At 68.1% G+C, this 25544-nt stretch carries 27 protein-coding genes; 14 read left to right on the top strand and 13 right to left on the bottom strand.

Features of this window, described 5'->3' with window-relative positions; all coding sequences use genetic code 11:
* Positions 1 to 17 precede the first annotated feature (17 nt).
* The 9 genes from D472_RS0109240 to D472_RS0109200 all read left to right on the top strand — a co-directional run bounded on the left by D472_RS0109240 (position 18) and on the right by D472_RS0109200 (position 8340).
* The gene (locus D472_RS0109240) at positions 18 to 494 is read left to right on the top strand and encodes a nuclear transport factor 2 family protein (protein ID WP_239642941.1); all 477 of its coding nucleotides are present in this window, start codon (positions 18 to 20) and stop codon (positions 492 to 494) included.
* Entirely contained in the window at positions 487 to 2049 is a 1563-nt protein-coding gene (locus D472_RS0109235; protein ID WP_017604197.1) for an FAD-binding oxidoreductase, read from the top strand. The genes D472_RS0109240 and D472_RS0109235 overlap by 8 nt, the downstream gene beginning before the upstream one ends.
* A gap of 17 nt (positions 2050 to 2066) precedes the next feature.
* Positions 2067 to 2840, top strand: a complete 774-nt coding sequence (locus D472_RS0109230) for a cyclase family protein (RefSeq protein WP_017604196.1) — start codon at positions 2067 to 2069, stop codon at positions 2838 to 2840.
* A complete protein-coding gene (locus D472_RS0109225) occupies positions 2837 to 3625 on the top strand; it encodes a thioesterase II family protein (protein ID WP_017604195.1) in 789 nt (262 codons plus the stop codon). The genes D472_RS0109230 and D472_RS0109225 overlap by 4 nt, the downstream gene beginning before the upstream one ends.
* Positions 3622 to 4884, top strand: coding sequence for a beta-ketoacyl-[acyl-carrier-protein] synthase family protein (locus D472_RS0109220; RefSeq protein WP_017604194.1), 1263 nt, complete (start codon positions 3622 to 3624; stop codon positions 4882 to 4884). The genes D472_RS0109225 and D472_RS0109220 overlap by 4 nt, the downstream gene beginning before the upstream one ends.
* Before the next feature lie 20 nt (positions 4885 to 4904).
* Positions 4905 to 6161, top strand: a complete 1257-nt coding sequence (locus D472_RS0109215; RefSeq protein ID WP_017604193.1) for a ketosynthase chain-length factor — start codon at positions 4905 to 4907, stop codon at positions 6159 to 6161.
* 68 nt (positions 6162 to 6229) lie between these two features.
* Positions 6230 to 6490: an acyl carrier protein gene (locus tag D472_RS0109210; protein ID WP_017604192.1), complete on the top strand. Its 261-nt coding sequence runs from the start codon at positions 6230 to 6232 to the stop codon at positions 6488 to 6490.
* 63 nt (positions 6491 to 6553) lie between these two features.
* Positions 6554 to 7339 (top strand): 3-oxoacyl-ACP reductase FabG, encoded by a 786-nt coding sequence (gene fabG, locus D472_RS0109205; protein ID WP_017604191.1) that lies wholly within the window; start codon positions 6554 to 6556, stop codon positions 7337 to 7339.
* A gap of 26 nt (positions 7340 to 7365) precedes the next feature.
* Positions 7366 to 8340: an aromatase/cyclase gene (locus D472_RS0109200; RefSeq protein ID WP_026117521.1), complete on the top strand. Its 975-nt coding sequence runs from the start codon at positions 7366 to 7368 to the stop codon at positions 8338 to 8340.
* Positions 8341 to 8405: 65 nt separating this feature from the next.
* Here the strand turns inward: D472_RS0109200 and D472_RS0109195 are convergent, their stop codons facing one another.
* The 3 genes from D472_RS0109195 to D472_RS0109185 all read right to left on the bottom strand — a co-directional run bounded on the left by D472_RS0109195 (position 8406) and on the right by D472_RS0109185 (position 11019).
* Positions 8406 to 8717, bottom strand: a complete 312-nt coding sequence (locus D472_RS0109195; protein WP_017604189.1) for an antibiotic biosynthesis monooxygenase family protein — start codon at positions 8715 to 8717, stop codon at positions 8406 to 8408.
* A gap of 67 nt (positions 8718 to 8784) precedes the next feature.
* Positions 8785 to 10002: a sensor histidine kinase gene (locus D472_RS25140; RefSeq protein ID WP_017604188.1), complete on the bottom strand. Its 1218-nt coding sequence runs from the start codon at positions 10000 to 10002 to the stop codon at positions 8785 to 8787.
* A gap of 285 nt (positions 10003 to 10287) precedes the next feature.
* Positions 10288 to 11019, bottom strand: a complete 732-nt coding sequence (locus D472_RS0109185; protein ID WP_017604187.1) for an SDR family NAD(P)-dependent oxidoreductase — start codon at positions 11017 to 11019, stop codon at positions 10288 to 10290.
* Between the two features lie 226 nt (positions 11020 to 11245).
* Here D472_RS0109185 and D472_RS0109180 point away from each other — a divergent pair, with 226 nt between their 5' ends.
* Entirely contained in the window at positions 11246 to 12322 is a 1077-nt protein-coding gene (locus D472_RS0109180) for a serine hydrolase domain-containing protein (RefSeq protein WP_239642940.1), read from the top strand.
* 172 nt (positions 12323 to 12494) lie between these two features.
* Here the strand turns inward: D472_RS0109180 and D472_RS0109175 are convergent, their stop codons facing one another.
* Entirely contained in the window at positions 12495 to 13355 is an 861-nt protein-coding gene (locus tag D472_RS0109175) for a class I SAM-dependent methyltransferase (protein WP_017604185.1), read from the bottom strand.
* 248 nt (positions 13356 to 13603) lie between these two features.
* Between D472_RS0109175 and D472_RS0109170 the strand changes: the two genes are divergently transcribed.
* The 3 genes from D472_RS0109170 to D472_RS0109160 all read left to right on the top strand — a co-directional run bounded on the left by D472_RS0109170 (position 13604) and on the right by D472_RS0109160 (position 15965).
* Entirely contained in the window at positions 13604 to 14038 is a 435-nt protein-coding gene (locus D472_RS0109170; RefSeq protein ID WP_017604184.1) for an ester cyclase, read from the top strand.
* Between the two features lie 70 nt (positions 14039 to 14108).
* Positions 14109 to 14966: an SDR family oxidoreductase gene (locus D472_RS0109165; RefSeq protein WP_017604183.1), complete on the top strand. Its 858-nt coding sequence runs from the start codon at positions 14109 to 14111 to the stop codon at positions 14964 to 14966.
* Between the two features lie 111 nt (positions 14967 to 15077).
* A complete protein-coding gene (locus D472_RS0109160) occupies positions 15078 to 15965 on the top strand; it encodes an NmrA/HSCARG family protein (protein WP_017604182.1) in 888 nt (295 codons plus the stop codon).
* Between the two features lie 62 nt (positions 15966 to 16027).
* Here the strand turns inward: D472_RS0109160 and D472_RS0109155 are convergent, their stop codons facing one another.
* On the bottom strand, positions 16028 to 18319 hold the full coding sequence (locus D472_RS0109155; RefSeq protein ID WP_017604181.1) for a TOMM precursor leader peptide-binding protein: 2292 nt from the start codon (positions 18317 to 18319) through the stop codon (positions 16028 to 16030).
* A gap of 104 nt (positions 18320 to 18423) precedes the next feature.
* On the bottom strand, positions 18424 to 18549 hold the full coding sequence (locus D472_RS29285; protein WP_017604180.1) for a hypothetical protein: 126 nt from the start codon (positions 18547 to 18549) through the stop codon (positions 18424 to 18426).
* A gap of 252 nt (positions 18550 to 18801) precedes the next feature.
* On the opposite strand from D472_RS29285, the gene D472_RS0109145 reads away from it, so the two are divergent.
* A complete protein-coding gene (locus D472_RS0109145; protein ID WP_026117520.1) occupies positions 18802 to 19623 on the top strand; it encodes an AfsR/SARP family transcriptional regulator in 822 nt (273 codons plus the stop codon).
* Positions 19624 to 19711: 88 nt separating this feature from the next.
* Here D472_RS0109145 and D472_RS0109140 read toward each other — a convergent pair whose 3' ends face one another.
* From D472_RS0109140 to D472_RS25135, 7 genes are all read right to left on the bottom strand, one after another.
* Entirely contained in the window at positions 19712 to 20152 is a 441-nt protein-coding gene (locus D472_RS0109140; protein ID WP_017604178.1) for an ester cyclase, read from the bottom strand.
* A gap of 65 nt (positions 20153 to 20217) precedes the next feature.
* On the bottom strand, positions 20218 to 21270 hold the full coding sequence (locus D472_RS0109135) for a zinc-binding dehydrogenase (protein ID WP_017604177.1): 1053 nt from the start codon (positions 21268 to 21270) through the stop codon (positions 20218 to 20220).
* Positions 21271 to 21312: 42 nt separating this feature from the next.
* Positions 21313 to 22149: an NmrA family NAD(P)-binding protein gene (locus D472_RS0109130; protein WP_017604176.1), complete on the bottom strand. Its 837-nt coding sequence runs from the start codon at positions 22147 to 22149 to the stop codon at positions 21313 to 21315.
* On the bottom strand, positions 22146 to 22928 hold the full coding sequence (locus tag D472_RS0109125; protein WP_017604175.1) for a beta/alpha barrel domain-containing protein: 783 nt from the start codon (positions 22926 to 22928) through the stop codon (positions 22146 to 22148). The genes D472_RS0109130 and D472_RS0109125 overlap by 4 nt, the downstream gene beginning before the upstream one ends.
* Entirely contained in the window at positions 22925 to 23608 is a 684-nt protein-coding gene (locus D472_RS0109120) for a phosphoribosylanthranilate isomerase (protein ID WP_017604174.1), read from the bottom strand. The genes D472_RS0109125 and D472_RS0109120 overlap by 4 nt, the downstream gene beginning before the upstream one ends.
* Positions 23605 to 24312, bottom strand: coding sequence for a transglutaminase-like domain-containing protein (locus tag D472_RS0109115; RefSeq protein ID WP_017604173.1), 708 nt, complete (start codon positions 24310 to 24312; stop codon positions 23605 to 23607). The genes D472_RS0109120 and D472_RS0109115 overlap by 4 nt, the downstream gene beginning before the upstream one ends.
* A complete protein-coding gene (locus tag D472_RS25135) occupies positions 24309 to 25532 on the bottom strand; it encodes an acyl-CoA dehydrogenase family protein (RefSeq protein WP_017604172.1) in 1224 nt (407 codons plus the stop codon). Before D472_RS25135 ends, D472_RS0109115 begins: the two co-directional genes overlap by 4 nt.
* Positions 25533 to 25544 lie beyond the last annotated feature (12 nt).

Genomic DNA, 25544 nt, shown 5'->3' with positions numbered 1-25544 from the left:
AGACGATCGGAGTGACCATGCGAATACAGAAAGAGATCACCCGACTACAGAGCCTTATCGATCTCCCCTTCGGAGAGCTCCACGCACGTGTCGAGGGTTTTTACGCCCGGCACATGCAACTCCTGGACTCAGGAAGAGCCGAAGAATGGGCGGCGCAATTCACCGAGGACGCCGTGTTCGACGTTCCCACACTGCCGAAACCGGCGCGGGGCAGGGAGGATCTCATCGCCTCCGTCCGTGAGGGGCGGCGCAAGTTGGCCGAAAGCGGCCAGAGGCACCGCCACTGGCAGGGCGTAATAGACGTCCAGCCCCGAAACGACAGGACGCTGTGGGTCCGTGCCTACACCCAGGTCCTCGCCTCGACTGTCGGAGAGGGCCCGGAGGGCGGGAGGACGTGGATCCACAGGATCTGCGTGTGTGAGGACGTCCTGGTCGTCGAAGGAGAGACGTTCCTCGTCCGTTCCCGGAAGGTGACGAGGGACGACCTTGCCTGAGCGAACCGTCTCCTCCGCGACCGACCCGGTCGGATCCGGACGCGTCGAGACCATCACACCCGACGATCCCCGTTACGAACCGCTGGCTCAGCGCTCCGCGAACGGACGCTTCCCCTGCCGCCCGAAAGCCTTCCGTCTGGCGCACCGCACGGAGGACGTGGTGAGCACGGTGGAAGAGGCGGTGGCAGCCGGGCGGCGCGTCACGGTCCGTAGCGGCGGCCACTGCTACGAGGGTTTCGTCTCCGACTCCTCCGTCCATACGGTCATCGACCTCTCCGCGATGGACGGCGTTTCCTTCGACTCCGGGCGAGGGGCGTTCGAGGTCGGCCCCGGGGCCCGCCTGCTCGACGTCTACGAGAAGCTCCACGACGGCTGGGGCGTGACGCTTCCGGGAGGGGCCAGTAGATCCGTGGCCATGGGAGGCCATGTTCAGGGCGGCGGCTACGGGGCGCTCTCCCGAAGCCACGGAACCGTCGTGGACCACCTCCAGGCCGTCGAGGTGGTCGTGGTCGACCCCTCCGGGCGGGCCCGGGCCGTCGTCGCCTCACGTGAGGAGGACGACCCGCACCACGACCTGTGGTGGGCCCACACCGGAGGTGGAGGGGGGAACTTCGGTGTCGTGACCAGGTACTGGTTCCGCACCCCCGGCACCACCGGGGCGGACCCGTCCCTGCTGTTGCCCCGCCCTCCCTCCTGGGTGCTGACCCACAGCACCCTGTGGGCCGGCGAGGACATGGACCGCGACTCCTTCCGCGCGCTGGTCGGCAACCACGGCCGCTGGCACGAACTGAACAGCGCGCCGGACTCGCCCTACACGGGGCTCTTCAGCGGGCTGGTGCTGTTCGGCCGCGGAACCGACGGTAATCCCCTGGCCGCCGCCGCGTTCGCCCACATGGACGCCGACGTCCCCGACGCCCGCCGACTGCTCGACGAACACCTCCGTGCCCTCACCGACGGGGTCACCGCCGCACACCTGTCCTCGACCACCGAGACGCTCGCCTGGCTCCCCTCGGTCCGGTCCCTCGCCGACGCACAGGATAACGAGACCGGCCGGCTCAAGATCAAGGCGTCCCACCTCCGGCGCGGCTTCGACCGGGACCAGATAGACACTCTCTACGACCGGCTGCGCGGAGCCGAGCACAGTGCCGCCAGCGCCTCCGTGTCCCTCCAGTCCTACGGGGGCCGCGTCAACTCGGTGCCCTCACACGCGACAGCCCTGCCCCAACGCGACTCCGTCCTCAAGGCCCTCTTCATCAACGCCTGGCACGACCCGGCGCTCGACACGGCCAACCTGGCCTGGATACGCGAGCTCTACCGAGACGTCCACGCCGCCACCGGCGGCGTCCCGGCACCCGGTGAGGCCAACGACGGCTGCTTCGTGAACTTCCCGGACAGCGACACCCTCTCGGCGGAATGGAATACCTCCGGGGTCCCCTGGAGCCGCCTGTACTACGGGGACGGCTACGACCGCCTGCGACATGTCAAGGCACGGTACGACCCCCTGAACGTCTTCCACCACGCGATGTCCGTGAGCCCGGCCCGTCTGGGCCCCTGACAACCGACGGAGGATCCATGCGCCTCATCGACCTGTCCACAGCGATCGACGCCGCAGGGTGGGAGCCGGACCCGGTCACACACGAGATCGTGTCGGCGAAGGAAGGAGCCCGCCACATGGCGCGGGAGATGCGCGAGCACTTCGGGGTGGACTTCGACCCGAGCACGCTGCCCGGCGGCGAGCTGCTGTCCCTGGACCGGATCAGCCTGACGAGCCACACCGGCACCCACGTGGACGCCCCCTCGCACTACGGCACCCCCGAGGATGGAGGCCGTCCCGCCGACATCGACGAGATGCCCCTCGACTGGTTCGTGCGGCCGGGGGTGGTCCTCGATATCTCGGACGCCGGCGTCGGGACCGTGGGCCCCGATCGGCTCGAACAGGGGCTGAAGGAGGCGGGCCATACCCCCTCTCCCCTGGACATCGTCCTCTTGCGGACCGGAGCCGACCGCCACGCTGGCACCCAGCGCTACTTCACCGACTTCGTCGGACTCGACGGTCCCGCCGTCGAGTTCCTGCTCGATTTCGGTGTCCGCGTCATCGGCACCGACGCCTTCAGCCTCGACGCGCCCTTCACCCACATGATCGGCGCATACCAGAAAACCGGCGACCCCTCCGTCCTGTGGCCGGCCCACCTGGTCGGCCGACACCGCCCCTACTGCCAGATCGAACGCCTGTCCCACTTGGAGGACCTGCCGTCCCCCCACGGGTTCACGGTCAGCGCGCTACCGGTTCGGATCTCCGGTGCGGGAGCGGGTTGGACCAGAGCTGTCGCCTGGGTGGACCGATGAGCGCCCGGGAACGGCCCGTACTGCTCTGCTTCCACCACGCGGGTGCCGGCCCCTCCGCGTTCACGGGCTGGTCACGCGTGCTCGACGGTGCTGCCGAGGTCCTACCGGTCCAGCTTCCCGGACGAGGTCCGCGCTTCCGGGAACCGAGGATCACCAACCCCTCGGACCTGGACCAGTACCTGAAACACCTGCTGGACCCGCTGGTGGGTCATCGTCCCCACGTGCTCTACGGACACAGCCTCGGCGGCCTCGTGGCACACCGGTGGACCCTCCGCCGTGAAACCGAAGGCCACCGGCCACCGGACCTGGTGGCCCTGGGCGCGGTGTCCCCGTCGCCGCCGCGACCACCACTGAGCGGCACCGAGCTGACCGACGCGACGTTACTGGAGTTCATAGCGTCGCTCAGGACCCCAACCGACGGCGCCACGGTCGACCAAGGCATCTGGAGCAGGTTCGTACTGCCGGTCCTGCGCGCCGACCTTCGGCTGGCCATCGCTCTGGCCGACGCCACCCCTCCCTTTCCGGAAGGTGCGATATCGAGCCCGATCCTCGCCGTCAGCGGGCTCGACGACCCCCTCGTGCCCCCGGGGGCGATGGCCGGCTGGGCCGACCGCACCCGGGCGGGCTTCACGGAACGCACGGTACGGGGCGGCCACTTCTTCGCCCACGACACACGGGTCCCCGCCCTGATCGCGGAGGAAGCCGGGATGACCGGCGCGGTGGGCGAATCGCGAGACCGAACGAAAGTCCGGGCGATACGCCTGAAAACAGGGAGAGCGGAATGAACCGGCGCGTCGTCATCACGGGTATCGGAGTGGTCGCTCCCGGAGGAAGGAACACCAAGGAGTTCTGGGACTCACTGACCGCGGGCCGTACCGCGACGCGAGCGGTGTCGCTGTTCGACGCGACACCCTTCCGCTCGCGCATAGCGGCCGAGTGCGATTTCGACCCGGCGACGGAAGGCCTGCCCGAACACCAGGCCCAGAAAATGGACCGGGCGACCCAGTTGGCCGTGGTCGCCGCACGCCAGGCGCTGGCTGACAGCGGGTTCGTGCACCCTCCCCGGCGCCCCCACCGGACCGGCGTCACCATCGGCACCGCCGTCGGCGCCACCATGAGTCTCGACACCGAGTACTCGGTGGTCAGCGATCGCGGGGCGAGATGGCTCGTGGACCACGAGCATGCGACCCCGAACCTCTACGACCACCTCGTCCCCAGTTCCTTCGCGGCGAGGATCGCCTGGGAGGTGGGCGCGCAGGGGCCGGTCTCCGTGGTCTCCACCGGGTGCACCTCGGGCCTGGACGCCGTCGGCCACGCCGTCGAACTGATCCGGGAGGGAGCCGCCGACTCCATGGTCGCCGGCGCGACCGACGCGCCCATCTCACCCATCACGCTCGCCTGCTTCGACGCGATCCGGGCGACCTCGCCGCGCAACGACGACCCCGAGCACGCCTCGCGCCCCTTTGACCGCACCCGGAACGGCTTCGTCCTGGGCGAGGGTTCGGCAGTCTTCGTCCTAGAGGAGATGGAGTTGGCGCGGCGGCGAGACGCGCACGTCTACGCCGAGATCACGGGCTTCGCCTCGCGCTCCAACGCCTACCACATGACCGGTCTGCGCACCGACGGCTCCGAGATGGCCGAGGCGATCCGCGCCGCCCTGGACCGAGCGCGTCTGGACCGCACCGACGTGGACTACGTGAACGCCCACGGTTCCGGCACCAAGCAGAACGACCGGCACGAGACGGCCGCGTTCAAGCGCGCCCTGGGCGAGCACTCGTACCGGGTGCCGATCAGTTCGATCAAATCCATGATCGGCCACTCCCTCGGCGCCATCGGTTCTCTGGAGATCGCCGCCAGCGCCCTGGCCATCGAGAACGGGGTGGTGCCGCCCACCGCGAACCTGCACGAACCGGACCCGGAGTGTGACCTCGACTACACGCCGATCACGGCGCGGGAGACCAGGGTCGACACCGTCCTGACCGTCGGCAGCGGGTTCGGCGGTTTCCAGAGCGCCATGCTCCTGAGCAAGCCGAAGAGGGGATGACGATGGTTGTTCGGACAGCGATGGCGGAGGCGGCCGGGCTGGACCGGGGAGTCCCGGGGGCGACCGCACCGGTCGTCACCGGGATCGGCGTGGCCGCCCCGAACGGGCTCGGCACCGGTCCATGGTGGCGGGCGACCCTGGCGGGTGAGCGCGCCATCGCCCCCATCACCCGGTTCAACGCCGACTCCTACCCCGCGCGAATGGCCGGGGAGGTCCGCGACTTCGACCCCAGCGAGCACCTGCCCAGCCGACTGATCCCGCAGACCGACCACATGACGCGGCTGGCACTGGCCGCGTCGGCGGAGGCCTTCGCCGACGCGGGTGTGGACACGTCCGCTCTACCCGAGTACGCGGCCGGAGTGGTGACCTCGGCCTCGGCGGGCGGCTTCGAGTTCGGCCAACGCGAGTTACAGGCCCTGTGGAGCAAGGGCTCCCGGCACGTGAGCGCCTACCAGTCGTTCGCGTGGTTCTACGCGGTCAACACCGGGCAGATCTCCATCCGGCACGGCCTGCGCGGGCCGAGCGGGGTGCTGGTGACCGGTGAGGCCGGAGGTCTCGACGCGGTCGCTCAGGCTCGAAGGCGGCTGCGCGGGGACGCCGAGCTCATGCTGACCGGAGGGGTGGACGGTTCCCTCTGCCCCTGGGGGTGGACGGCTCTGCTCTCCTCGGGTCGGCTCAGCACGTCGGACGACCCGGAGCACGCCTATCTGCCCTTCAGCGCCGACGCTCGGGGGCATGTCGTGGGTGAGGGTGGTGCGCTCCTCGTTCTGGAAGCCCCCGAGTCCGCCCGAGCGCGCGGCGCGCGTGCCTACGGCGCCCTCTCCGGTTACGCGGCCACCTTCGACCCCGCACCCGGCGCTGGCGGCGAGCCCGGTCTCCGATACGCGATCGAACAGGCCCTCGACGAGGCGGACGTGACACCGGACCAGGTTGGTGTGGTCTTCGCCGATGCCTGCGGGGTACCCGACGACGACCGTGCGGAGGCCGACGCCATCTCCGGGGTCTTCGGCTCCCGGGGCGTGCCCGTCACCGCTCCGAAGACCCTGACCGGCCGGCTGTGCGCGGGCGGCGCCTCACTCGACCTGGCCGCAGCCCTGCTCAGCGTCCACGAGGGTGTCTTGCCCCCCACCGCCGACGTCGGCAGGCAGGCGGAGGGTATCTGCCTCGACCTGGTGACCGGAACCCCCCGGTACGGCCGGGTCGACGTAGCGCTCGTGCTCGCCCGAGGTCAGGGCGGGTTCAACGCCGCGGCCGTCGTGCGGGCCGCTGACCTCTGACACGGACGTCGGGCCTCCCCGACAAGACTTTCCCCAACAAAGAACATGACAGACAAGGAGAACAGGACATGCCCATCATGGCTCTGACCGAACTCATGCGCATCCTGCGCGACTGCGCGGGACAGGACGAATCCGTTGATTTCGAGGGCGACATCGCCGATGTGCCCTTCGAGGAGCTCGGCTACGACTCATTGGCGCTGCTCCAGGCCGCGGGCATGGCGGAGCGCGAACACAACGTGCGCCTGGAGGACGAAGCCGTCGCGACGGCCACCACCCCTCGGGAACTCCTCGCAACCATCAACCAAAGCATGGCCGTAGAGAGCCTCTGACCAGCGATCCCACCCTGCCGTCCGAAGCGGGCGGCCGAACAACCGCGGAGAGGAACACACATCATGAACGGCGAGGAGAGGAAGGTCGCGCTGGTCACCGGCGCGACCAGCGGAATCGGTCTCAGCACGGCGCGGACCCTCGCGGAAGCGGGCATGCTGGTCCACATCTGCGCGCGAGACGCGGACCGGGTTTCCACGACCATCGCGAAACTGCGCGCCGACGGTCTGGACATCGACGGAGCCCCGGCTGACGTGCGCGACCCGGATCAGGTCCGTGCCCTGGTGGAGGGCGTAGTCGCGAGCCGTGGGCGGATCGATGTTGTGGTGAACAACGCCGGGCGCAGCGGTGGCGGACCGACCGCGCAAATCCAGGACGACCTCTGGTACGACGTCATCGACACGAACCTCAACAGCGTCTTCCTAGTCACCCGGGCTGTCCTCAACGAGAGCGGCATGGGTAAGCGCGGGTGGGGGCGGATCGTCAACATCGCCTCGACCGGCGGCAAGCAGGGTGTCGAGCTGGGTGCCCCCTACTCAGCCTCCAAGCACGGTGTCATCGGATTCACCAAAGCGCTGGGCAAGGAGCTGGCCACGACCGGGGTGACTGTGAACGCGGTCTGCCCCGGCTATGTGGAGACCCCGATGGCCGAACGGGTTCGCCAGGGCTACGCCTCCGCTCTGGGAACGGACGAGGCGGAGATACTCCGTCGCTTCCAGGCAAAGATCCCGCTCGGCCGCTACTCGACCCCCGAAGAGGTGGCCGGCCTGGTCGGCTACCTCACGACCGACACCGCCGCCTCGATCACCGCTCAGGCGCTCAACGTCTGCGGCGGCCTCGGCAACTACTGATCCCGACCTCCGGAAGGAAGATCCCCGTGTCCACAGTGGAACAGCACATGAGCCACAGCATCACCGTCGAGTCGCCCGCCGCCCGGGTCTACCAACTCATCTCCGCAATCGAGTCATGGCCCCTGTACTTCGCACCGAACGTGCACGTCGAGATCCTGGCGCGTAGTGACACCGAAGAACGCGTCCGGATCTGGGCTACGGCCAACGGCGAGGTGAAGTCGTGGACCTCGCGCCGGGAGTTGGATCCAGATCGCCTCACCATCGCCTTCCGTCAGGAGGTCTCCCAGGCCCCGGTCGCGTCCATGGGCGGTACCTGGAGGGTCGTCCCGGTGACGGACGAGCGCTGTGAGCTCTGGTTGGACCATGGCTTCACCGCGGTCGACGACGACCCTCAACTGACCGAGTGGATCACCAAGGCCGTGGACCGCAACAGCGAATCCGAGCTGGGTGCCGCCAAGTCCCTGGCCGAGTCAGGCGACGACCTGGCCGAACTGGAATTCTCGTTCGAGGACACCGTCCGGATCGACGGGGCCGCCGCGAAAATCATGGAGTTCCTGGACCGCGCCGACCTGTGGCCGACGCGCCTGGAACACGTCAGCCGATTGGAGCTGAGCGAGGACGGGTCCGGTGTCCAAAGGATGTCGATGGACACACGCACGGCGGACGGTTCCATGCACACCACGGAGTCCGTGCGCGTGTGTCTGCGCGACGAGGATCGGATCGTCTACAAGCAGACCCTCACCCCGGCCCTCCTCAGGGCGCACACGGGTGAGTGGAGGATCACGCGCGCACCGGAGGGCGGGGTCGACGTCACCTCCCGCCACTCCGTCATCATCCGGGCTGAGGCCGTCGCGAACGTGTTGGGGGAGAAGGCCACCGTGGCCGACGCCCGCTCGTTCGTCCGCCAGGCCCTGAGCAGGAACAGCGGGATGACCCTGGCGTGCGCGAAGGAGTTCGCGGAGGGGCGCTCCCGGTCGGGCTCGGCCACCGCCCCGGCCTGAGACCGGACAGCCGAGGTCCCGCGGTCCCGCCCTCTTGGCGGGACCGCGGGACCGGCGGAAGCGGTTCAGCCTCGGCTCTCCGAATCCGCAGCCGTCCTCTCCAGGAAGGGCGTGTAGAGGCCGGGGTCGCTCGTGGCGAGGGCGCGCAAGGTTCGCACGTGTGGTTCGAAGTCGGGGTGCCCCACGGCTTTCTGGAAGGAATCGACGTCCCGCCACTCGGCCAGGTTCACGTAGTGACCGGGGCGTTCCAGGTGCCGGAGCATCCGGTGGCTGACGAAACCGGGCTGTGCGCGGAAGAAGTCCGAGGTCGCCTCGAAGGCGCGCTCGAACTCCGCCGCCGGACCACTGACCTCGAACCTGTTGACGAAAGTGACCATGACCTCTCCTGGAACCGTCGATCCTGCGAGAACCCTTTCGACGGTGGACCACGGGCCTGGACCCCCGCTAGAAGACGAACGGACGCGCGCTCGTTCCCGATGGGCCCCGTCCGGTCATCTCACACAGGCTGGTCCCGGAGACCACTGACCGCCGGTACCGCGGGGCCGCGGGCAGCTCCGTCGACAGCCGATATGTGTCGCTGCCACACGGCTCCGCTGTCAGGGTCCCGCCCAGGACCTTCACCCGTGCGGTGAGGTTGCCTATCCCGGTACCGCCGAGGTGCCTGTTGTCGCCCCGGTCCTCGTTCAGGTGATTGAGGTCCCGGCTGGCCAGGCCGTCGTTGACGACGGACAGACGGGCACGGCCCTCTGAGCACTCGACCCGGATCTCACAGCTCTCGGCCCGGCTGTGGCGGAGGACGTTGGTGACGGCCTCCCTGAGGATGATGGCCAGGACCGTCTCACTACGGTCGGTGAGACTCCCCGCGGGCACATCCATGGAAATCGTCGACCGTATGTCGGCCGCCGCCAGGATCGAGGCGGCCGAGGCCACCTCCGAGTCCAGGGACATGCTACGGAGGCCCTCCGCGACGGACCGGACATCGGCCAGAGCGCCTCGTGCGGATTCGAGGGCTTCGGCGAGTTCGCGGCGGGCGCGCTCGGGTTGCGTGCTGATCAGGCGGGAGGCGAGCTCACACTGCAGGGTCAGGCTGGACAAGCTGTACCCCAGCAGGTCGTGGAGGTCCCTGGCGAATCTCAGCCGCTCCTGGATCAGGACCAGGTGGGCCAGGTCGGCCCTGGACTTGTGCGTCTCCGTCACCAGATCGGAGAGCTTGCTCAACGAGTACACGACCATACAGGTCATCAACGTGGACACCGTGCTGTAAGCGAGTTCCCCGGGGGAGAAGCCCAGCAGGAAGTGAATCACCTGCACGCTGAGCGTGGCGGCTCCCACCAGAATCCATGAGAGCGGTGCGCGCAGGATGAGCAGGACCGAGGCCGCGAGGAAACCGGGCATCCCCAGCCATGCTTCCCCGAATACCAGGAACGGGAGGTAGGTGAGCAGGGCCTGGGCGCCCAGTGTCAGGTACCGGTAGTGACTCAGCCGCGGTGCCAGCGAAGGGAAGGAGTGCAGCATCTGGAGGCACAACAGCAGGGCGAGCAACAACAGCGCCGCGGTGATCCCCCCGGAGGCCCCTCCCGAGGGGACGTCTCCACTCGGAAGATAGGAGACCGCCACACCGAAGAAACCGAAAATGACCACCATGGTGATGGCCTTCGCCATACGGGGTTCGGGTTCCGTCCCACGCGCAATCCCATGGTGCTGAGGCCTGTGCGGTGTTCCTCTGTCAGTAGACAAGGGAATGGAGCTCAAGGTTCCTCCATGTCAATAGCCCTGAGGTGTGTCCGGGGCGGGCGGACACCGAATTCTGCACACCGGAAACGGTGCTTCAGCACCCAAGCATCCACCAATACACCACCGACGGGAATACCATCGGGAGTGTGCCTGAAAATCCTTCCCCCGGGCACCGCGGGCCCGCCCGACGTCTCCGTTCCTCCCTGTCCCAGGTCAGGTCACTGACAGCCCCCCGTCAATGGTCACGACCGTGCCGTTCACGTAGAAGGCTTCGGGCTCCGACAACCGGACGATCCAGTTCCCGACCTCCTCCGGCTCACCGACCCTGCCTGACGGGATACGCAGCGCCATCTCCGCCAGGAAGTCGTCATAGGCTTCCTGGGTCATTCCAGCTCGGACACCGACACCCGTGTCGATCAGGCCCGGAGCGATACCCACCACGCGTACGCCCCGGTCCGCCAATTCCACGGCCCAGGTACGGGTCAGGTGGTCCAAAGCGGCTTTGGTGGCACCATAGACGGCGTTGCCCGCCAGACTGCGCAAACCGAGTGCCCCAGCGGAGCCGACGTTGACCACCACTCCCCCAGAGGCCTCCAGGGCTTTGAGCGCTTTCTGGGTGAGCAGGATCGGGCCCACCAGGTTGGTCTGCACCTGGGCCCGGACACTCTCATGGTCCAATTCCGAGAGACCGGCGAAACTCGCGGTCGCCGCGTTGTTGACCAGGATGTCCAACCCGCCCAGGTGCTCCAGGGCGGCATTGACTATGACCTCCGGTCCCGACGGCTCACAGACGTCCGCCACCAAGGGCAGAATTCGGGGATGTGTGTCGGCTGTCTCCCGGAGCGTCAACTCGGAGCGCCCGACGACCAGGACACGGTCTCCCCTCTCTGCGAAGGCGCGCGCGGCCGCCCTGCCGATACCGGTTCCTCCGCCCGTGACGATCACGGCCCGAGCTTGTGTTCTGTCAGAAGAAGTACCCATGCCCAGAAGCTAGGTCGCGGCGCTTGAAACAGGGTCGAGCCCAGTCAGGACACGTGCCTTCGAGGCTCCAGCGTTTCCCTGCCGACCTTCCAGAAGCCGCGGTGATCCTTGCCTGAAGCAATCGTCGGCCCCGTCCGCCCCCGCTGAGGCGGGCGGGACCGGGCCGCAACCGACGAACAGGAGCCGGAACATGGCGATAGCAGCTACGAGCACGGAGCAGCACACGATCACGCACAAAGAGGCCACACAGCGCGCGATCGACGAGATCGTGGCGACCGGCGCCGCCGGCGTGCAGTTCCGCGTCACCAAGGGGGACCATCAGTTCACGGTCACTTCAGGCACTGCGAAGCTGGGTACCGACGAACCGGTCCCCGCCGACGGGCACTTCCGTATCTCCTGCATCACCAAGACCTTCGTGTCCACCGTGGTCCTCCAGCTCGTCACCGAAGGGCTCCTGAAGTTGGACGACAAGGTCGATCAGCACCTGCCGGAGCTTCTGCCGGAGGGGCACCGAATCACCGTCCGGAACCTCCTCCAGCACACGAGCGGACTGTACAACTACTCCGACGCCTTCCAAAAGCCCGGGGACCGCTTCCTACGCGACCGCCACAACCACTACGACCCCCGAGACCTCATCGCCATCGCAGCGGGCAAGCCACTGGAGTTCGAGCCCGGTAGCGAGTTCCAGTACTGCAACACCAACTACTTCGTCATCGGGCTCCTCATCGAGAAGCTGACGGGCCGCTCGTACTCCACGGAGGTCCGTGAGCGTGTCATCGACCGGCTCGGCCTGAGCGACACTCACCTGCCCGGTGACGACGCGGACGTGCCCGAGCCGCACGCGCGCGGCTACATGCAGATCGGCGGCTCATCCGTGGACGTCACTGTCATGAATCCGTCCGAGGCCGGGTGCGCGGGCGAGATCATCTCCACGACGAGCGACCTGGACCGTTTCCTGGTGGCCCTCTTCGACGGAACCCTGCTCGGCGACGACGAGCTCTCCGAGATGACCACACCTCTGCCAGCGGAGATGATCCACGACCTGCCCATGGGCATCGGCTACGGCCTGGGGCTGATGCGCCTGGCCAACGACACCGATCTCGACCTCTGGGGACACGGCGCCGGAATCCCCGGCTACGCGACGTTCGTGGCCACGACGCGGGACGGTGCCCGGCGTATCCAGTGCTCCATCACCCTGGACCAGGAGTTCGACAAGGCCCAGGAGAAGGCAGTGATCCGTGCGCTGAACGTCGGGATCTGTCACTGACGCCAGAGTCCGGAGGAAGCAGAACGCGGCCTCCGGACGGCGGGTTTCGCCGTCCGGAGGCCGCGTTCCGTCTTCTTCGTCTTCTCCGGGACCCGTGTCGCGTCGCCCGCAGCACGGGCGGACGAGGGACCGGGGCGGACGGGCCTTCTTCGCTGCGGACAGCCGGCCCCGTCTACCTCGGCACGCGGGCGGTGACGTAGCGAACCGGAACCTCGATCGTCAAGGGGTCGTCGCCGGAACGCATGGCGTCCAGCCCAGTGATCAACGTCCGTCGCAACTCCCGGTTCTGGGCCTCGGCGAGGTGCTCCCACAGCAGGCGCATTCCCTGTGTGTGCGACCAGTCGACCCAGGCCTCCCCCGACCGCGCGACCATGTCGATCGGTTCGTCGACAACACGCACGTCGCGGTAGCCGGCCGCCTCCACCGCCCGGATCAGGTCCTCGGGGTCCTCCAACCAGGAGTTGAAGCGCTGCTGGAGCCGCTCGGGCCGCCACTCCGGTGGAAGGTCACGCAGGAGCGACCGTGGGATGAGGTCGGTGAAAACCGGGGGCAGGAACGGGAAGGTGTCGGAGTCGAAGACTGGGGTACTGAAGGCCAGCCGCCCGCCGTCAGCCGTCAAGGGGACGTAGCGGTTCAGGGCGGCCGGTGCGTCCGGCAGGAAGATGACGCTGTAGCCGCCCATCACCACGTCGAAGGAGCGCTCCGGCAGGTCCGGGTGCTCGGCGTCCATGACGCGCGCGGTGACGTTGTCCCGGCCCTGGGCACGGGCCTGTTCCACGGTCTGCTCCACCATCGCGGACGCGATGTCGATCCCCAGAACACTCCCCTGGGGGCCGACCCGGTCCGCGGCAGGAAAGACGGACGCACCCGCGCCGCACCCGATGTCGAGAACCCGGTCCCCCCGCTCGGGCCGTGCGTGGTCGACCAACCGCCTCGCCATCGGGGTGAAGAACTCGACCCCGAGGCGGTCGTAGCGCGCAGCCGCTTCATTGAACGCGCTGGTGACTTCCCCTTTGTACGTCGCCCTGTCCACGTCTTCCTCCTAAATCTCGGGACACCAAAGAACAATGCGGCCACCTGGCCAAAATTGAATACCCATTCTTTTCCATGCGCCATCTTCCGGGAAGAAACCTGTCCCCCAGTAGAGCCCGGACGGAGGGATGATAGAACCCCATTAATGCGCCGCTGGAAGGAGAAAAAAGAAGGCAGCAACCCCCTTGCTTTCGAATCCACTGGGCCCCAGCATCTCATTAAGAAATCCCCCCACGAATTGAGGAAAAGATGTCAGAGAAGTTCGACGCGGTACGCCGCATGGTCAAGGCATACAACACGGGCGACACCCACGACGTGGCGGAGTACATCCACCCCGAGTACCTGAACCCGGCGTCCATCGAGCACATGGACCTCGTCGGCCCCGACTCCTTCGCCATGGCGGTCAAGTGGCTGCGGATGACCTTCTCCGAGGAGGCCCGCCTGGAGGAGGTCTCCCTGGAGGAGCGGGGCGACTGGGTGCGCGCGAACCTGGTGCTGTACGGACGTCATATCGGCAACCTCGTCGGGATGCCCGCCACGGGACGGGTGTTCTCCGGCGAGCAGATCCACCTGATTCGGTTCGTGGACGGCAAGATCCGAGACCACCGCGACTGGCCCGACTACCAGGGCACCTACCGCCAGCTGGGTTCCCCGTGGCCCGAGCCGCAGGGCTGGCGTCCGTGAGCACCGCGAGAACCGGTGGTAATCCTCCTGGGGCAACGGTGCCCCGGGCCCGTTCGCGAGGGAGAGAACAATGATCCTGGTCCTGGGCGCGACCGGCACGGTCGGCCGCCCCGTCGTCGAAGAGCTGGTGGAACAGGGCCATCGGGTCCGAGCACTGAGCCGCACGCCCGAACACGCGGGATTGCCGGAGAAGGTGGAGGTGCTCCAGGGATCGGTCTCCGAAGGAGCCCGGGTCGTGGCGGCGCTGGAGGGCGTGCGGTCGGTCTTCGTCATCCTGAGCGGTGACGTCGCGGGCCAGGCCGCCGCCCTCGCCGAAGCGGTCGCCGGTTCCGCCCCCGTCAGGGAAGGCTGTCTGGAGCACATCGTCCTGCTGTCTTCGGCCTCCGTCCTGCATCCGTTGGAGCACGGCATCGCCGACGACCACCGCCGTGCCGAGGAGGCCGTCCGCGATATCGGGGTTCCCTGGACCTTCCTACGCCCCGGCCCGTTCCACTCCAACTCGACGTGGTGGGCCGAGGGCATCAGGGAGACGGGAGTGGCCCGCTGTCTCATCGGCAATCAGCCGGGCGCCCCGATCGACGAATCCGACATCGCCGCGGCCGCGGTGACCGTCCTTACCGGCGAAGGACACGGGGGCCGCTCATACGAGCTGACCGGCCCGGAGGTCATCACCTCAGCTGAACAGGTCGCCGTCATCGGTGATGTGCTCGATCGCGACCTGGGCTTCGAGGTCGCCCCGCCGGAGCGGGTCGTGGACGTCTTCACCTCGATCACGGGTGACCGGGAGGCGGCGATCACCAACGTCCGCGCCCTGCACAGCCCTCAGGTCCCCTGGGCCCAGGCCAAGGACACGGTCGAGCGGCTCACCGGTCGCCCACCGCGCGCCTTTCGGGAGTGGGTGCGGGACAACGCCGGCCTCTTCCGATGACCGGCGACGAAGCCATGGGAGAAAGACACTTCCTCATGCTGATGTGGAGCCGCCAAGGCCACGGTGGCCAAGGCTGACCAGTGCAGAACCCAAGAAAGCAGGTAGGGCCACATGACCAGTAGGGAAATGGCCGTCCTCGTCCTCGGTGCGACCGGGCTCCAGGGCGGGGCGACAGCGCGTGAGCTCCTCGGCCGGGGGCACCGTGTCCGCGTGCTCACGCGGACCCCGGAATCGGAGGCGGCGCGACGGCTCTCCGCGGCCGGGGCCGACGTCGTCCGGGGCGACCTTGACGACACTTCGTCGGTCATCCGCGCGATGACCGGTGTGGACGGGGTGTTCAGCGTGCAGACGTTCATGACGCCATCCGGAATCGGCGGCGAGATCCGCCAGGGCAAGACCGTGGCCCGGGCCGCGAAGGAAGCCGGGGTGGGCCACGTGGTCTACAGCTCGGTGGGAGGTGCCGAGCGCCGCAGCGGCATCCCGCACTTCGAGTCCAAGTGGACCATCGAGCGGTGTCTGAGGTCGCTGGACGTGCCCACGACAGTGGTGCGACCCACGTTCTTCATGGACAACTTCGTCCAGAACGGGCCCCGCCGCAGCGAGGACGGCAACGTCCTCTCACTCGCCCTTCACCCTGACACCCGGGTCCAGCTGATCGCCACACAGGACATCGGTGTCTTCGTGGCCGACGCCTTCGAGAACCCGGAGGAGTACCTAGGCGCCAGTGTGGAACTGGCAGGGGACGAGTTGACCGCCGATCAGATCGCCCGGGTCTTTCAACACGTCACCGGGGAGCCGACGAGATTCGAGGAGCTGCCCGCCGACGCGGTGGCAGCCAATCCCCATATCCCTTACTCCAGCGAGATCGCTCTCATGTTCGAGTGGTTCCAGGAGTTCGGCTACCAGGCCGACGTGTCCGCACTCCGAGCCCGGAGGCCCTCGCTGCTGACGTTCGAGGAATACCTCCAGGCAGTGGGTCACACGGCACCGGTTGGTTGAACCGGGTTCCGGGCCCCGATCGTGTCGGGGTCCGGTCCGGCTCACTGGAGCCGACCCGGTCCTCACATGAAAAGGGGGACGGGGTTCAGGTCCGCGTAGGCCGTCGGCCCGGACAGACGTCCCAGGCGTACCGGGACGTCGTACAGGCGGCCGGGGCCGAACCGGGCCCAGAACGGGCGGAGCCCCGGTACCAGTACCCGGACCACTGGCAGACCGATGTCGGGCCGGGTCTGGTCTAGGACCAGCAGTTCCATACCGAGCCCCTGGACGAGCTCACCCGCCGCGTCCACGTCGTCTCGCAGGTCATCGCGGGGTTCATAGGGGAAGTGGTCCGGTGTCCTGGCGTCTTCCCCCGGATCGGGGATCAGGTAGGGGTCACTCTCAACGGTCGCCTTCCGCCACCAGTTCAGTACGTCGGGGTCGACCGGAGCGTATCCGGAACCGTCCTCGCGCGCCTGCGCCACCGGGGGAAGCATCTGGTTGAGCTCGCTCAGAGCGCGCCGCAGGGTGGTTCCGGCGTCGAAGTGGGCGCCGAAGCCGAGCACGATGTCCTGGGCCGGTTTGTCGACCCGCCGGGAGAGTGCCGCCATGGTCGGGATACCGAGGTCGCTGGTGAGGTCCAGTACCCAGACGCGCCTGCCCAGGTCACGGTGTACGGACACCAGCTCGTCGATCCAGGGATCCTTGAAGGAACCCAGGTCCACCCCGGGCTGCCGGACCCGGTTGTACCACCACAGGGCCACGGCGTCGCGCTCGACGAGTTCGAGGAACCCCTGCGCGACGGCTTCCTCCCTGCACGCCCCCGCCGCGGTGCCGTTGGAGTGCGCCCAGCAGTACCTGCGTCCGTTATGGGTGGGCGCGTTGTAGTACAGCAAGGTTGTGGGCAACAGCCGGTGCCGCTGGGCGGTGTGCGACCACACCGGGGTCCAGCTGATCTCCTGGTCCTCCTCGAAGGGGTCGCAGACCTGGTGGAAGGCACTGTGTGCGGCGTTCCACTCCCGGCGCCCGGCGAACTGCCGGGGATGGAACAACTGGACCTCGTCCGGGTGCACCGCGTCCCCCGCGAGGGAACGGTAGTCGCCCAACACCGTCACCTCGTCACCGTGGAAGAACCCGCTGTGCCGTTCGACCGCCTCACACAGGGCGCTCACTCGTGCCTGGACCTCGGTCGCTCCCTTGCCCGAGCTTCGGCCGCGCAGCCCCGCCCGGACCGTTCCGAGGGTCGGGGAACCGACCACGGGATTGTGGCCGGCGTGGAAACAGTTCAGGAACCGCGGGCCCCTCCGGTCTCGCTGGATGTCGCGGACCACGCCCGTAACCGGGCTGACCAGGTGCTCGTAACGGTCCAGGAGCTGTTGCGGGGTCAGAGACCGGTCCCCGGCCTCCCGGTACCTCTTGGCACGGGAGACGAACGTCATGGGTGACCGGTCGCGCTCGGCGATCAGACCGGTATCGCCGCACGCGCCGCACTGTGGCCGACGCCGAACCTCGTGGCGGCGACCGGTGAGAGACAGGCTGTCCAGCGTCCAGACCGCGTTCTGCCCAGGATACCGGTATCCCGCCACCCACTTCAGTGCCTCCGCGGCCGTCAGCTGAGCGGCGGCCACGGACACTGGGGCGAGTCCGGTGAGCGGGCCCGAGACGGGCTCGGCCCGGCCGAGGACCGAACGCAGGTACGCCTCCGTCGGCCGATTGTGGCGCAAGGGGTGTTCCAAGCACCACCAGCACGGGCCCTCCCCCGGTTGGAAGACCGGCCCGATCCACGGACGAGCACCGCCCGGCCGGGCGAGGAGCCAGGGGCGACCGGCCGCACGGTGCTCCCGGTCCACTTCCCCGAGACCGGGACTGAGGTAGTCCTCGCAGAGCACGACTGTCAGCTCGACCCCCGCCGACGCGGGACCTTCCGCCAGCACTCCGGAAGCACGCAACGCGGCCCGGAGCTCCTCTTCACCGATCGTCCTTCCTAGGGCCGTGACCTCCACCTCGGGGCCGAGCGTCCGGGCGGACGGCCCGACCGTGCCCAGCCCGGCCAGTGACCAGTAGGCGTGCTCAGCGGCGGCCACCGGGCCCGATTCGCACCCCGGGCCCGGTGTGTTCGGCTCGTAGACGACCCCCGCCGCCACTAGCTGGTCCACCGCGGTGTTGACCGCCTCAGCGGACATCGCCGACGCGGCGTCCCGGACGAGTGCGGTCCTGTCGCGGCTCCCGTCCAGGAGCACCACCAGTTCGGTGACACCGGCGCCGCGCAGGAGGGTGGTCCCATCCTCGGACACGAGATACACCCCTTCCCCCGGCACGACCTCGGGCTGGAAGTGGGGCAGGAAGGCGATGCCTGGCCCGCTTCGGTCCGGCACGGCCGCCCCCTCGTCAGTCAGTGATCCCGGTGGGAGATGTCTGTTCGTCATGGGCGGCTCCAAAGCGACGGCGGTGAACGTCATCCGAGGACGGACCGATGCGGTCAACCGTCCAGAACAGCCTCGTTCCAACAGATGCAGATACCGCTCGTGGCCTCGTCGTAGGCGCTCTCGTCAAGGTTCTCGATCAAGAGTTCGCCGGTCTCAACGTACGGTTCGATCGGGTTCATGGTGCCGCTCCCATCTCGTTCTCTTCGTTATGAGTGCTGCCCCGGCCGTTCGGCGAGGGCTGAGTCGTACCAGAATCATTGACCGGCCGCGACGGGAAGACAAGTGCGACCGCACTCATCCTCTCATGAATTTTTCATATGAAAGGCAGGTAATGTCTCCTGCCGGACTCCTTCATAGGTCTCTGGACTCTGCCATGCCCCGGGTGGCACATTTATCTATTACAGGGCAGCCAGATCTGACAGGAGAAAGCCATGGAAATAAGGGTCCTTGGCCCTCTGGAGGCCAATATAAATGGGAAACCATTTCTTCCGACTGCGGGAAAACCTCGACAGGTGCTGTCGACACTCGCACTCAATCCGAACCAGGTCATCACCGCCTCCACTCTCATGGAAGAACTGTGGGGAACAGAACTCCCCCGCAGCGCCCTGACCACACTCCAGACCTATATCCTCCAGATTCGGCGCCACCTCGGATCGGCCCTGGACCAACGGTCGGAACTGAGCCCCAAGAGCGTTCTGGTCACCCAGCACGGCGGTTACCGGTTGAACATCGACCCCTCGGCAGTGGACGTACGCGGGTACGAGCAGCTGGTAGCGAAGGGCCTCGGCTCGGCCGAAGCGGGGAAGGACGTCCAGGCCTCGGAGCTGTTCGACCGTGCTCTGGACATGTGGCGGGGGGCGGCGCTCGTGGACGTCGGCAAAGGACCGATTCTGGAGATCGAGGCCATGCGCCTCCAGGAGAGCAGGCTCAGCACCCTGGAGCACCGGATCAAGGCTGACCTGCGGCTCGGGCGCCACGCCGAACTACTGACCGAGCTGACCGCGCTGACGGCACGCCACCCTCTACACGAAGGGTTGCACGCCCACCACATCGTGGCCATGTGCCGATCGGGCCGCCAATGGCAGGCGCTGGAGATCTACCAGGCGCTGCGTGACCGATTCATAGACGAACTCGGCCTGGAGCCGTCTCCGCGGCTGCGGAGACTCCACCAGGCCGTCCTGGCCTCCGACCCCGCTCTCGACATCATGCCGAAGCCGCGACGTGAGGAAGCCGAACCGCACCTGGCCTTCTGAGTGGCCAGGAGAGGCTCGGACGTGCGGGGAACGCAACCTGTCGCCACGGAAATCGGCAGGCGGCGTTCCCCGTCGGAGCCCGGGTGCCTCACATCAGATCGGCGGGTACCTTTCCGAGGTCCTTGAGCATGGGCAGGTAGTTGAAGACGTCCCAGTGCTCGACGACCTTCCCGTCCACGAATCGCAGCTCCTCGACCATGAACCAACGGACCCCGCGTCCGGTGGCGGGTTCGCCGAGGAACTCGTCCTTGTTGGTGGCGGTCACCGTGATCCGCAAGGTCACCCGGTCGCCTTCGGCGATGATGCTACGGACGTCCAAACGCAGATCGGGAAAGGCGCGCAGCCCTGCCTCCATTCGCTGGATCATTTCGTCGGAGTCCACTGGCTGGTCCTCGGAGTAGTGGATGACGTCATCCGCCCAGTGCTTGATGACACCGTCGAGATCCCAACGATTCCAGGCCGCGACCATGCTCAGGCACAGCTCCTTGTTCCGCTCGGTCGCGCTCACATTGCTTTCCGTCTTCGACATGGCGACTCCTCGTGATTATGTACTGGTGGATGGAGATATACGGAAGGGAGGAGGGGCGTTCGCGCTCAGGGAATGAGCACGAGTTTTCCGACCACGCCGCCGTCCATGAGACGACGCATCGCCGTACCCGCCTCCGTGAGCGCGTACCGCTGGGCGACCGGGGGCCGCAAGTCCCCGGAAAGGGCCAGCCGGTACATGGCGCCCAAGTCCGACCGGAACGCCGCTCCGGGCTGGACGTAGTACATGGACATCCGCCGTCCGCCGGTCAGACCCAACCGGCGTTTGAGGTTCCACACGAGAGCCCGGCGCATCGCGGGTACGTGCGGTCGGAACCACTGACCCGGGGAGTAGCCGGACACCGAGGAGTCGAAGGAGACCAGGACTCCCCCCGGTGCCAGCATCGACCAGCCCTGGTCGAGGCCGGAGCCTCCGATGTGGTCGAACACGGCCGCCAACCCGCCCGGGGCCAGTTCGCGCACCCGGTCGGGGAGATCGGGTGCGCGGTAGTCCAAGGGGTGGGCGCCCAGGGCCCGTACCTGTCCGTGTTTGCCGGGGGAGGCCGTACCGATCACGTGGATTCCGTGCCGGGCCGCCAAGGCGGTGAGCAGCGTCCCGACGCCGCCCGAGGCCCCATGTACCAGCACGCTCTGGCTGGCCCTTACCCGGGCGAGGCGGTGCAGCATCTGCCACGCGGTCACCCCGTTGGTCACCAGCGCGACCGCTTCCGCCGGGTCGATCCCCTCGGGGACCGGAGCGAGGCACTTCGCCGGCACCTCCGCGAACCGGGTCCACGCCCCTTTCCTGGGCATGGCCGCCACTCGGTCACCGGGACGGACCCCGATGACCCCCCTCCCCACCTCGGTGACCCGGCCGACCAGGTCGTAGCCGGGAACGAAAGGGAAACCGGGTGGGAAGGGGTGCAGGCGTCCGAGCATCTGCACCTCCGCGTAGGAGATCCCAGCGGCCTCGACCTCCACGACGACTCGTCCGCGACCGGCGCGGGGTATGGGGGCCGGACGCAGGGCCATGGCCTCCGGCGGCCCCATGGCCGTCACCACGACCTGAGTGTTCGCCGCGGTCCCCGCGGGTTCCTGGATGTTGTGGTCTTCTGTACGCATGGCTTCTTCCTGAGTTCGGGTGACGGGGAGGACTGAGCGGACTCAGACGAAGTCTGACCTGTGGTCCTCGACCCACTGCTTGAACGTGCGCGCGGGCCTGCGCAGAACTTCCTCCACCACGGATGACACCCGGGGCGGGGAGTCCACCGCCTCGGCCAGGTAACCGAGCACCATGTCAACCACCGGTTCTGGCATCGAGCCGAGCATGGCCGCGCGCCCCTGCTCGTGGGTGAGCTCCTCGAAACGGATATCCCGTCCCAGCACCTCCCCGATGACGCGCACCTGTTCGGCCTGGGTCAGGGCCTCGGGTCCGGTGATCAGGTAGGCACGATCCGCGTGCCCCTCCTCCAGCAGGGCGGCTGCCGCGACATCCCCCACGTCGGCCTCATGGATCAGCACACGCACGGCATCGGCGTGCGGTGCGCGCACCACGCCCTCCGCGCGGATGGAGGCGCTCCACTTCCACAGGACGTTCCCGGCGAACTCGTCGGGGCGCACGAATGTCCACGCGACACCGGACGCCGCCACCGCTCGTTCCACAACCCGGTGGTACTCACCGCTGTGGTTGTCCCCGCTCTCATCCAGCACCGAGGAGGAGGAAAGCACCACGATCCGCTGGACCCCGGCTTCGACAGCGGTCTCCACCACCGCCCGCGCGGTCGAAGGCTCGGGGAACAGATAGAGGCTGTCGACCCCGCCAAGCGCGGTGGCCAGGCTGTCCGGCTGCTTGAGGTCACCGCGAACGACCTCGACGCCCACGGGCAGTCGGGCGTTCTCAGGGTCCCGGGTCAGCGCCCGCACTCTCTCTCCCGAACGCAGGACCGCGTCCACCACCCGGCGGCCCACTCTTCCCGTGGCTCCGGTGATCAGAATCGTCATGGGTAACTCCCTGGATCTCGTCGTGTGGATGACCGGCCGGTTCTCGGTACCTGGCCCCAGGGACGCGACGGCGAAGCCGCCGGATACGTCGCCGCCCGGAGACGGTCGAACTCCTGGCACCAGTCCCGCGGGGTCGCGCGCCTCAACAGGCCCGTACCGACCAACAGCCCCGCGTATCCCCGTTCCAACATCTCGGCGGCGTCGGAGGGACGTTCGAGCCCGCTCGCGCTCACGGGACACGGAGTGCCCCCGTGTCTTACGGCAGCGAGCAGGTTCCTGCTGCGTTCCAGTTCCACCGCTCCCCGTTCGCGCACGCGGATGTCCTTGTTGTTCACGGCGACCACGCATTCCCCGGCGCGCGGGACGCGGAGCGCCTCCTCCTCGGTCACGACCTCGACGAACGGGGTGAGACCCAGATCCAGCGCCTGGTCGACCAGGCGGCCCAGGGTGGAACACGCGAGGAGCGCCGAGGTGAGCAGGACAGCGGACGCTCCCAGGTCCCTGGACCTGACCAGGCTGGTTCCGGAGGTGACGAAGTCCTTGCGCAGAATCGGCAACGCGGTCAGCCCCGCCACCTCCGCCAGGAGTGCCTCGCTGCCCCCGAACCATCGGCCGGTGACCACGGACAGGCACGGCGCCCCCGCTGCTTCGTAGGCGGCGACGGTCTGGGCGACCGTCCGGCCGTCCAAGAGTTCGGAACCGTCGGACGCACGGCGTTTGACCTCCATCACCACCGGCCGGTCAGCGCTGACCAAGGCATCGATGAACCGGGACGTCATACCGGATCGCCCCCGTTCCGGCCTTCGCGCCATGCGTGCAGCAGATCCCTGACACGGTCCCGCCGGATACGGCCGTCACTACCCCTGATCGCCGAGTCCACGTCGATTCCAAGGAAACGCGGGTGCGCCACCACGTCGCGCAAGCGCTCCCTCGACGCGGGTCCCAGCCCTCCCGCCAGCATGAACGGAAGACGAACGCGGTCGGCCAGGGCCAGTACCGCCCCTGGGTCGAGGGACGACGCGGTGCTTCCGACACACCCGTCCTCGGTCACCGCGTCGATGAGGAAGACGTCCGTCCCCGCTCGTTGGTAGGCCTCGACCAGGGACTGTTCCTGGCACTGCTCGCCCCGCATGTGCAGGACCTTCATGAGAGTGGTCCCCCGCGGCGCGGTTCGTCTGAGCGCGCGGACCGTACCAGGCGGCTGGTATCCGTGCAGCTGGACCCAGGAGGCCCCAGAGACGGCCACCGCCTCCAACAACCGCCCGGGATCGGTCTCGAAGGTCACCAGGACCAGGCATGCGCGGCGATCACGCCGCACGGCCGCCGCGACACCGATCAGCCGGGAGAGCCCGAGGTTCGCGTGTCCGCCGGGGACGGCGTGCCAGAGGCCGACGAGATCGGCCCCCGCGGCGGAGGCCACGTCCTGTTCGGTGGTGGCCCCGCACACCTTGATGATCACGGCCTCGGCCCGGGGGCGTCGGCCTCGTCCGCCAGGCTGCCCGGCGCCACGGCATCACCCGTGCCGGGGAGGAGGCCGGGGTGGGCTTCGCGGAGGTCCTGGAGGACCATCGCGTAGGGAAGGTCCTCGAAGGTGCCGTGGGTACGTAGGAACTCCATGCCCCCGCCCTCCCCGCCGTGGTAGGGGTGATGGACGCTATCGGCCGTTCCGTCGAACTCCAGCGACCTCATCTTGTAGAGCGCGCAGAGCACACGGTTGAACACCGGGGTCACCGTGAGCCATCTTCCCTGGAGGTGGAGGGCGGTCAGGCAGTGCTGGTGGAAGACGTCTCCACCAACCAGGCTCCGGAGCCGGGGCGACGACAGGTGGTTACGCACATCCGTGAGCACCAGACGGCTCGGCACCCCGACGCGGCGCAGGCACGCCGCGTACAGGACCGACTTGTGCAGACACATACCGGAGCCGGAGCTGACGACGCTGCTCGCCCGCAGCCCCTCCCTGGACAGGTCCACCCCGTAAACCTCGTAGCGGATGCCATCTCGCACGCCGTAGTAGAGGTCCACGGCACGCCGGATCGGTGTGTCGGAGCCGGGGGATAGCGCGGCCGCCACGAAGGCGCCGACCTCCGTGCTGTCGTGGTCGAGGAAATCGGTCACCCTCAGCGACGCCGGGGAGGGTGGGGTCTGTGACGTGTCGGGGTTCATGCCGGCTCACGCCCCGTTCCCGAACCGGGTTCCCGCCGTTCACGTCCGGATTCCCGCAGCCCGCGTCCGCCCATGCCCCCGTGCAGCCCGAGTACGGCCGCGACACGGCACCGCTGGATCTCCGTGGTACCCGAGTAGATCGTCCCGGCCACCGCGGCCCTGACGTCCTTCTCCAGACCTGATTCGCTCAGGTATCCGTTGCCCCCGAAGATCTGGACGGCGGCCAGCGCGGAGGAGATGTTGTTCTCACTCGTCACGAGCTTGGCCATGGCGACGTCCGCGGTGACGTCCTCGCCCCGGATCATCCGCTCCGCGGTCCGGTAGAGCCACTGGCGTGCCGTGTCCACGCCGATCCTCATGTCAACGATCTTGTGTGACACGGCCTGGAAGGACCCGATCGGGGCTCCGAACTGACTCCGTGTGCGGGTGTACTCGACACAGCGGTCCAGGCGGTGCTGCATCTCTCCCACGGTCGTGACGAAGGAGCACAGCACCTCCCATCGCATCACGTGGTCCAGGATGAGGAATCCGGCCCCGGGCCGCCCGATCACGTTCTCCCGGGAAACCCAGCACCTGTCCAGCGTCAGTTCGCTCAGCGGCGAGGTACGCAACCCCATCTTCTCCATGGGAGGCCCCACACGCAGGCCCGGTGTGCGGGCCCCCACCAGGAAGGCGGTGAGGCCGAGCGGGCCGCCACCGGAGCCCATTCGGGCGTAGACCACGAACTGGTCGGCCACCGGTCCGTTGGTGACGAAGGCCTTGGCACCGCTGAGCACGTAGCCGTCGCCGTCGGGAACGGCCCTGGTGGTCATAGCGAGCGCGTCCGAACCGGCCTCCGACTCGCTGATCGCGTGCGCGCCGATCGTGCGGCCCTCGACCACCCCGGGCAGGTGGACGTCCTTGATACGGCGGGAGCCGAACCTCTGGATCGGAACCCCGGTGCTGACCATGTGAGTGACGGCGGAGAAGTTCAGCCCGGGGTCCCGGCACACCAGCCCCAGCCCCTCCAGGACGTACATCGTCGTCAACAGGTCCTGGCCGGAACCGCCCCATCGGGCCCCGAAGGGCAGGCCGAACAGTCCGCTCCCCCGCAGGACCTTCCAGGGTCCTTCGGGAAAGCGCATGTCCGCCTCGCGCGCCAGGTGGCCGTCACTCAACTCGTCGCCGAGGCATTCCAAGCCCTTACGCAGGGCCCGCTGCTCGGCGCTCCAATCGAACATCAGTGCACTCCT

Source organism: Nocardiopsis alkaliphila YIM 80379 (assembly GCF_000341005.1).
Lineage (GTDB): Bacteria > Actinomycetota > Actinomycetes > Streptosporangiales > Streptosporangiaceae > Nocardiopsis > Nocardiopsis alkaliphila.
Note: the sequence above shows the minus strand (reverse complement) of the source record. Positions and strands in the feature narration are given on the sequence as shown.

Bases quoted from the DNA above. Each gene is read 5' to 3' on its own strand.
- D472_RS0109240 (WP_239642941.1), top strand. From the start codon at position 18: ATGCGAATACAGAAAGAGATCACCCGACTACAGAGCCTTATCGATCTC.
- D472_RS0109130 (WP_017604176.1), bottom strand. From the start codon at position 22,149: ATGACGATTCTGATCACCGGAGCCACGGGAAGAGTGGGCCGCCGGGTG.
- D472_RS0109220 (WP_017604194.1), top strand. From the start codon at position 3,622: ATGAACCGGCGCGTCGTCATCACGGGTATCGGAGTGGTCGCTCCCGGA.
- D472_RS0109160 (WP_017604182.1), top strand. From the start codon at position 15,078: ATGACCAGTAGGGAAATGGCCGTCCTCGTCCTCGGTGCGACCGGGCTC.
- D472_RS0109135 (WP_017604177.1), bottom strand. From the start codon at position 21,270: ATGCGTACAGAAGACCACAACATCCAGGAACCCGCGGGGACCGCGGCG.
- D472_RS29285 (WP_017604180.1), bottom strand. From the start codon at position 18,549: ATGAACCCGATCGAACCGTACGTTGAGACCGGCGAACTCTTGATCGAG.
- D472_RS0109115 (WP_017604173.1), bottom strand. From the start codon at position 24,312: ATGAACCCCGACACGTCACAGACCCCACCCTCCCCGGCGTCGCTGAGG.
- D472_RS25135 (WP_017604172.1), bottom strand. From the start codon at position 25,532: ATGTTCGATTGGAGCGCCGAGCAGCGGGCCCTGCGTAAGGGCTTGGAA.
- D472_RS0109145 (WP_026117520.1), top strand. From the start codon at position 18,802: ATGGAAATAAGGGTCCTTGGCCCTCTGGAGGCCAATATAAATGGGAAA.
- D472_RS0109230 (WP_017604196.1), top strand. From the start codon at position 2,067: ATGCGCCTCATCGACCTGTCCACAGCGATCGACGCCGCAGGGTGGGAG.
- D472_RS0109140 (WP_017604178.1), bottom strand. From the start codon at position 20,152: ATGTCGAAGACGGAAAGCAATGTGAGCGCGACCGAGCGGAACAAGGAG.
- D472_RS0109225 (WP_017604195.1), top strand. From the start codon at position 2,837: ATGAGCGCCCGGGAACGGCCCGTACTGCTCTGCTTCCACCACGCGGGT.
- D472_RS0109180 (WP_239642940.1), top strand. From the start codon at position 11,246: ATGGCGATAGCAGCTACGAGCACGGAGCAGCACACGATCACGCACAAA.
- D472_RS0109125 (WP_017604175.1), bottom strand. From the start codon at position 22,928: ATGACGTCCCGGTTCATCGATGCCTTGGTCAGCGCTGACCGGCCGGTG.
- D472_RS0109170 (WP_017604184.1), top strand. From the start codon at position 13,604: ATGTCAGAGAAGTTCGACGCGGTACGCCGCATGGTCAAGGCATACAAC.
- D472_RS0109215 (WP_017604193.1), top strand. From the start codon at position 4,905: ATGGCGGAGGCGGCCGGGCTGGACCGGGGAGTCCCGGGGGCGACCGCA.
- D472_RS0109210 (WP_017604192.1), top strand. From the start codon at position 6,230: ATGCCCATCATGGCTCTGACCGAACTCATGCGCATCCTGCGCGACTGC.
- D472_RS0109195 (WP_017604189.1), bottom strand. From the start codon at position 8,717: ATGGTCACTTTCGTCAACAGGTTCGAGGTCAGTGGTCCGGCGGCGGAG.
- fabG (WP_017604191.1), top strand. From the start codon at position 6,554: ATGAACGGCGAGGAGAGGAAGGTCGCGCTGGTCACCGGCGCGACCAGC.
- D472_RS25140 (WP_017604188.1), bottom strand. From the start codon at position 10,002: ATGGCGAAGGCCATCACCATGGTGGTCATTTTCGGTTTCTTCGGTGTG.
- D472_RS0109165 (WP_017604183.1), top strand. From the start codon at position 14,109: ATGATCCTGGTCCTGGGCGCGACCGGCACGGTCGGCCGCCCCGTCGTC.